Annotated in this window: 4 protein-coding genes and 2 pseudogenes; all 6 read right to left on the bottom strand. The window is 36.4% G+C overall.

Annotated features, from left to right (window positions below):
- Positions 1-535: pseudogene (locus ACFIJR_RS08490) on the bottom strand (DEAD/DEAH box helicase family protein); the annotation flags it as partial.
- Positions 536-1502: 967 nt separating this feature from the next.
- The gene (locus tag ACFIJR_RS08485; RefSeq protein WP_375654005.1) at positions 1503-2435 is read right to left on the bottom strand and encodes an abortive infection family protein; all 933 of its coding nucleotides are present in this window, start codon (positions 2433-2435) and stop codon (positions 1503-1505) included.
- 1411 nt (positions 2436-3846) lie between these two features.
- On the bottom strand, positions 3847-5211 hold the full coding sequence (locus ACFIJR_RS08480; protein WP_375654004.1) for an MFS transporter: 1365 nt from the start codon (positions 5209-5211) through the stop codon (positions 3847-3849).
- Between the two features lie 57 nt (positions 5212-5268).
- Positions 5269-5487: a hypothetical protein gene (locus ACFIJR_RS08475; RefSeq protein WP_375654003.1), complete on the bottom strand. Its 219-nt coding sequence runs from the start codon at positions 5485-5487 to the stop codon at positions 5269-5271.
- 311 nt (positions 5488-5798) lie between these two features.
- Positions 5799-6077 (bottom strand): hypothetical protein, encoded by a 279-nt coding sequence (locus tag ACFIJR_RS08470; RefSeq protein ID WP_375627501.1) that lies wholly within the window; start codon positions 6075-6077, stop codon positions 5799-5801.
- 759 nt (positions 6078-6836) lie between these two features.
- A pseudogene (locus ACFIJR_RS08465) lies at positions 6837-6985 on the bottom strand (DUF3792 domain-containing protein); the annotation flags it as partial.

Here is a 6985-nt window from a genome sequence, read left to right as displayed (position 1 = left end):
TTGCTAACTTGTGTATCGGAACAGACAGAAAAAAAACGTAAGGGTGGTTCTGTATCTGCTGTCATTCTCTTATCGTTTGGGATATTAAAAAGAGAGAGTACAAAAAATAAAATACGCTTGCCTTTCCCAGCAAGAGTTTCTGCTATCTTTAAGACTAGTAAGGTCTTTCTCGTCCTACACGCCATAATCAATTCGCAACAGTCTGCTTCTTTTAGAACCCCTCACAGAACAAGCTTTAAGCGCTTCTTGTTGATGATCTAAAAGCTTTTTCGGTTTTTTTTCTTAAGCGTAGCTTCTCCTTTTTCTTCAAAAGGACTCAAATCTATTTGACTGTTTTCTCAATCAAACAGATTAATCCTTTGAATCTGGATTTCTTGGACTGCAAAAATATGAGAAGCGTTATCACTCCACTCTGTTTCGAGTGCTATCGATAAGAATATGACAGGTGAGGATTTTTTTCCCACTGACTACTATAAAAACTATCAATATCTTCTTTCTTGATCTGATGATTTGTATTATAAAACTTACAATGCACCATCACTCATATTATATTTGTCCGTCTATATCACATCCAAGTTGCATCCTTGCCAAGCAGCGTTGCTATATGAGGAAAAGTCTTATTGCTATCATCTCGTCCCTCACGAGAGAACTTATTAAAATAAACCTTCATTCTAGATGCTTAAAAATAAGCTAAAAAACATGTTGTTGGAGTTTGAAATTTGAAAACTGAGCTTTGCCTCTCTAAAATGCAAACTTCCCAATCCTTTTCTGAAACTAATCGTTCACGATCTTATTCCAGAAGACCCAAAAAATCCTACAAACAGAACCAAAAATAATCAAAGTCCTCTCCAAAACTTTCAGATATCCTCGTCTTTCAGAAAAAAAACTGTCTTATATCTGCAATTTGGCTTGAGAAAAAACGGAACATCTCCACTCATACATAAAAAATGGCGAGAAGGTGAAAAAAACGCTTCCAACTTACCTCTATCTTAATATCATAAAAAAGCTACAAAACTTGCTTCCAATGAAAAACGCAAGCCAAACTCTTCGTCATGGCACACAATCTTTTTAAAGGGGCAGAAACCTTCAAGAAAAATCAACATAAAGGGCCTGCTACTGTAGTCCAATCTTGCCTATTTTTTAATTGCTAACAATACCTAGGGGCTGCTTTCTTATAGAATTAAAAGCATCTGGAGAAGGTGAAAAAGCTTCCAGAAAATGATTTAAGAAAATTTGCTCTTGCTCTTAGCTCGAAATATAAAATGTTATGATAGGCTTTTGATGAAAATGATGTTGTTTTGGGATAAAAAAGACAAACATGCGTGGAGTGGAGGCTTTGCTAGCCTTTTGTCTTAAAAGACAAAACCTAAAATGCCTATGATCGTAACGATACCCCGATTATTTGCAAAGAGTGTTTTGTAGAGGGTAAAGCATTATGTTGGTAGCAAAAAGCCTGTAAAGAGAAAATGGTTATGGCATGTAAGAATAGTGCTCTTTATTTATTATGGCTGATCCATGAGCTCTAAGATATAAATTGAGAGGGAATGGGCGGCATTAAAAGTTAAACGCGCATGGCGAGGTTTGAGATTGATTAGTTCAAAATCCTTTTTTGAGCGGCCGTGCGCTGCACCTTTCTTGTTTCTTAAATTCATAGTACCATGCACAACTTGATACAGACCGGATGTGATCATTTTTAAGTCATTTGCATCTAGATCTTGATTTTTTAAGTTTTCTTGCTTCATATCTTCGGGATGGATCTTAGCTTTCTTAACGACTTCTTCCCATAAAGCAGGCAGATTATTACGGGCGTTTTCTGCATATGGGATAGAATGGTGGTCGAGATAAGCTTTGCAAGAGGCTTCCAACAGATTTGCTGCAAATAGAACTGCCTCCCTTGGATCTTTTTCTATATTTTCTAATGCTCTATTTATTTCGATTTCTACTGCTGAAAGTTCTTTCTCTGCAATAAGTTTTTTTAGCTCTTCCATCGAGAGGAGACCAGCTTTTTGCAATTCGTGTGTGAAGGTCAGTCCCTTCTTGATAATATATCGTCCACGCTGATATTCCAATCCATCTTTCTTTAACGTTTCTAAAATTTTACGTTTATCTTTTTGTAACTGTAAAATTTTTTCATATAATGATGGATTTAATCCGCTTGAGTCTGGATCATAATATTCTTTTTCCATAAAATAACTAAGCAGGTTACCAAGGAACTCAAGTGGTTCTTCGCATTGAGAATTGATTGCACGTAGCCATGCTTTAACTTTTTCGCGTTTTGTACCTTCTGGAATCTCAGAAGGAGCAAATGATGCAATAAACAAGTCATCTAACTCCTTACACGTATAATGGTATGCAAACATTGGAGGAAGTAGTCCAATGATTGCAGGAGGGATTTTGTTTTTCTGAGATATTTTTTGCGGAGACGATAATTGCATTTTATGGCTTTATAATATCAAAAAGTGGTGTGTGGAGTGGTTTTTAGAGTATGATTTTATTGCTTGACCTTGCATAGAAAGTCGCGCAACAATTTTGTGGCTTATATAAGATTTGTGAAAGAGAAATGCCATATTGTGTTTTAATTTTTTCTCTTTTCATTGTTATAACAGTGAAGGGGGTGGATAATGTGTGATAATTCGAAAAATATAGAATGAGAATAGAAGTATAATTTTGTATTATCGTAACTGCAATAACATTCTTTATTGGCAGATTGTTTATTGGAGATGAGAAGCAGGCAATGCGCATAATCTCTGACATGACAATAAGGAAGGTTTTGTGACAAGAATTTCAACAGTGGTATGTTACCAAATGTTGTGTGTGTTTTTTGCTTGTCAGAAAGAGTAGATGGCGCTCTTTGTTCGCATAACCGGTAGAGAGTAATGAGTGGGCAGGGGATTGGTTTACCAATTTCGTTTATTCCGTTAAAGCTTACGGTTTTCTATAAAAAGGCTGTTTTCATGATATCCGCTGTTAATCTCGCGTATTTGGTCGTGATGGAAATATACACGTTTATCGTGCCTGTAAGGGAGCTTGAAGCAATGAAGTTATGTGTAAAAGAGTTCTGAAAAGCTTCTTTTGTCCGTAAATTTTATAAGGAAAATCTAAAGGCAGGAAAATGTTAGAGAAATCTCAGAGCACACTGTAAAAGTAAAAAACAGCCTTTTTAGAGATGGTTTGCTGTCTGTCATCGTGCATCATGATTTTCAATATTTTTAAAAATTTTCCCCTCAATGAGAGAAGGCTTTTTTATTAAAGAGGGGTAGATTTCTGTTGACAGTTCACAATGGAATGGAGAGAGATGCTGCTTTATCAGATGTTTTTGTCGCTTCATCTTCATTTGAACCTGTTGCGGTTATGCAAGCATAGCAATTCAATGAGGTTTAAATGAGATGAATAACATCGCCAAGTTTGCAGCACGTTGCTATTTTCTACATCGCGATGCGTGGCAGAAGATGATCAGCATTTGGGGGGGCGGGCGCGCGGGATGCCATATTCTATGCTGGTGCTGTAGGGGTGTCTGTTAGCGTGTTTATGGGACTATTCCGCATTGAAATGCGTGCTTAATTTCGTGGATATTTGCAAAGATACCAACAGAGAATCCCATATTTCAAGAGGTTTTGAGAGGTGTCCAAGAGCACAAAGCAAGTATGATGTTGATAAACACCGCATGTTATTGGAGATGGCCAAATTTTAGAGCTTAAGGAGCTTGTCGGTTTAGTGTCCTTTCATAAAAATGATGAAGGCTGTGGTCAAGGTTTCAGTGTGTTGGTTTCTCGAAAAGTGGTAAACTGCTCTATGATATTATATGTCGTTGCAAATGTTATTGAGAAGGCGTTCAAACAAAGCATATCATAAATCGGAGCCCTTTTCTTTATGCGACAAGGAGAATGCAAGGCAAAACAGTAAAAATGCAGCGATAGAGAATATAAAGAATATGAGATATGTTTGGTTTAAGGACAGATATTCTTCTGTCAGCGAATGGATCAAAAATCCAGCGAATACACCCCCCAAGGCTCCGCCTATTTGCTGTAATATGCGTGTGATAACTGCTGTATCTTTGACGTATAAGCTGTTGACATATTGGATAGGGGCGGAAAGGCAGACAATGGTGGTGATGCCAAGCCCTATGCCTCTTAGCAAGAATCCAAGCCCATCCATGCTTATATTATAGCCGAAGCATAATAATCCAAAGCTTGATATCACCAAACCAATTCCTATCATGAAAAAGGGAGTTTTTTCTTTCCATTTTTGGTAAATAAATTTCCTTCCGATCCATGCACCTACCCCTTGTAGAGCAAGGACTGCGCCGATGATGAGAAGGCTATTTTCATGGGCTTTTTCCATGGCAACGGCTAAAGGAAAATAAACGAGGAAGCTATAAAAAAGAAATGAAGCAACAAGCCCCATGATCATGAGTAATGTGTAGCGCGCATTTTGAAATCCGCTAAAGACGATTAATTTGTTTTTTGCTTTCTGATTAGAAACAATGAACAATATGAGAGATATCATCGCTATAAGTGCTAGGATATATACGGAGGTGTTGTTCTTTATATTTCTGGCTTCTGTGAGATAGAAAAACGAAATAAGCGATATGAAAAATGCTAAAAATGCAAATAAGTTAAATTTTGTTTTTGTTGTTTCGTTGCTCTTTAAATGTTTTGCTCCAATGGTGAGTGCCAATAAAATAAGCGGAATATTGATAAAAAATAACAAACGCCAAGACACATACTGAGCAAGCGAGGCGCCTACCAGCGGACCAAAGGCAGGAGCGAAAACTGTTGGTACGGCTATGGTGCCCATGGCTTGGCGCACTCGTGTCTGTCCAAATTGTAAGGCAATAATGGTTTGGCTAAGGGGTAGCAAAAGACCGGTCCCGAAACCTTGAACGATACGGGCAGATATAATGGTTGGAAAATTATAGCTTAATCCTACCCCCAGTGATCCAAGCATAAAAATGAAGCTTGCAAGAAACCAAGTTCTTTTGATACCTATTCTCCCCTGAACAAAAGCTGCTATCAACAATCCTGGCACGGTGGCCAGAAAATAGGATGTTACAACCCATTGTATATTATTTTCCTCTACTGAAAGATAATGCGCAAGGTCAGGAAGGATGACATTAACAATGCTTCCGTCCAGCAAGGGGAGTATGCTGGAAATAATTACGGTATATATTACATACCTTTCTGATTTGGTATAGGAATCCACCTTTTGCATTATTATGCCCCCTGTTGATATTCTTTAAAATATTGTCCCCGCCCCATTCACAGACTTTTAAAAATTAACATGTGTTTGTGATGGCTGTGGTTTTGATATTGGGATAAATGTGATTGGAAGCGCTGATGGTCCCCTTGTGTACAACCCTTCTTCCTCCAAAATGAAGCCATCAGTTAAGCTGATGTCAATGAGTTTATCGAGGAGTCTATTTGCCGTCAACTCAATCTGCATAAGAGCAAAAGCAGAACCTACACGAGATGTGCATGCCTGCTCCATTTACATTTATTATTTAATATGGAAAATGCTTTAAAAGCTTTATAAATCAAATTATTGACTGAAAAATTCAATGTGTGTTTATGTGTCATTTTTTATAATTAAATGATTGTTTGGGGGCAAATGTATTCTCAATAGTTTACAATTTTCTTTTCTTAAATGTGCAGCCTTTTCTGGAAAATGTTCGACGATCTCTTAATCGTTTAATAAAAATTAAAATCGGTTATAAGGAAGAGCTTGTAAATTATAGAGCAGGAAAAAGTTGCATTTTATAAACAACAGGGGAGGGCTGTTTCCATTGCTCAAACATTTTTTCAAGTTGTTATGGTATCTTTTTGAAGTGCTTGATCGATAAAAGTTTCATAATTATCAGAAACAATATATTGGGTATTTTCTCCTAAAGCTTTGAAATGTTCACGACCGCAATGGATTTTCGCTTTTTCCAGATCGTGCAACATGTTTTCGAAAATACTTCTGCTTTCCACAATAAGATACAGTTTTTCTTGCCCATCTTTTACTTCAATAGAGGCAACTTCAATCTGCTTTATAGACTTGTGTTCATAAGCATCAATAGAATCGAGCTTATATAGCATGTTGTGTTTATCAAGATGAAATTGTTTATGTAGGTTTCTTGTATTGAAAGCAATAGTAAGATTTTTGATCTCTGTATAAAAATATTTACAAAAAAAAATAATAACGCATGATTATAGAATTTGGTTCTTTGTTTGAAGCGTGTAAAGTTAAATCGTTGTTTATTCATAGATTTTGTGTTCACTATTTATTTGATACATTTAATCTAAAATGTAAATTGTGTTCGTATACTCAAACTAAAGTACTGGTATTGAGGCGGTGAGCGTGTCGCGTTGTTGAGAATAGATAATTTGGTAGGCTGGTATTTCCTTTGTACCAGAGGAATTTCACCTTATTCTCTCATATTATGTGTGGATGAAATGTTAACCGCATAATGCTCCCTCTTACATGAGATGTAAGATTGATATGCTTTCCATATTAAGAAAAGTTGTTGATTGTGTAGGAATATTTTTCTGCGAAATTCGTTTTGCTTAAATGGCAAAAATAGAGCAATAGTTGCATATTTATTGCGCTGTAACGCATATATATAATCGATGGAGTCAACATTTCATCTAAGAAATTTTTTAAAGAAAAAACATAAGTAAATAGAATTGTTGAAAAAAATCTTTTATTTTTAAGCTTGTTTCTCGTGATTATAAAAGCTTTACGTGGATGTCGAAAAATTTGGTTGTGTTGAAAAGCATGAAAAATCAAGGAAATTTTGCAAAAAAAGCTGCACTATGCGTGCAGCTTTTTATGTATTTGCTTTAGAGGTAGACGTTTTAAAGCATGAAAGTGTCCTTACGGCTTCTATAACCATAATAGCCAAAAACACTGGAAATAATGGCGCCTACCAGACTGCCTAAAAAGCCCCACCACCCCATATTGGAGGCTGTTTTTGTGGCTTTAGTTGCAGTGTTTTTGGCGCCCT

This window comes from Bartonella sp. OD88NMGDW, assembly GCF_042193775.1.
GTDB lineage: Bacteria > Pseudomonadota > Alphaproteobacteria > Rhizobiales > Rhizobiaceae > Bartonella > Bartonella grahamii.
This window is presented reverse-complemented; position numbering and strand designations above follow the sequence as displayed.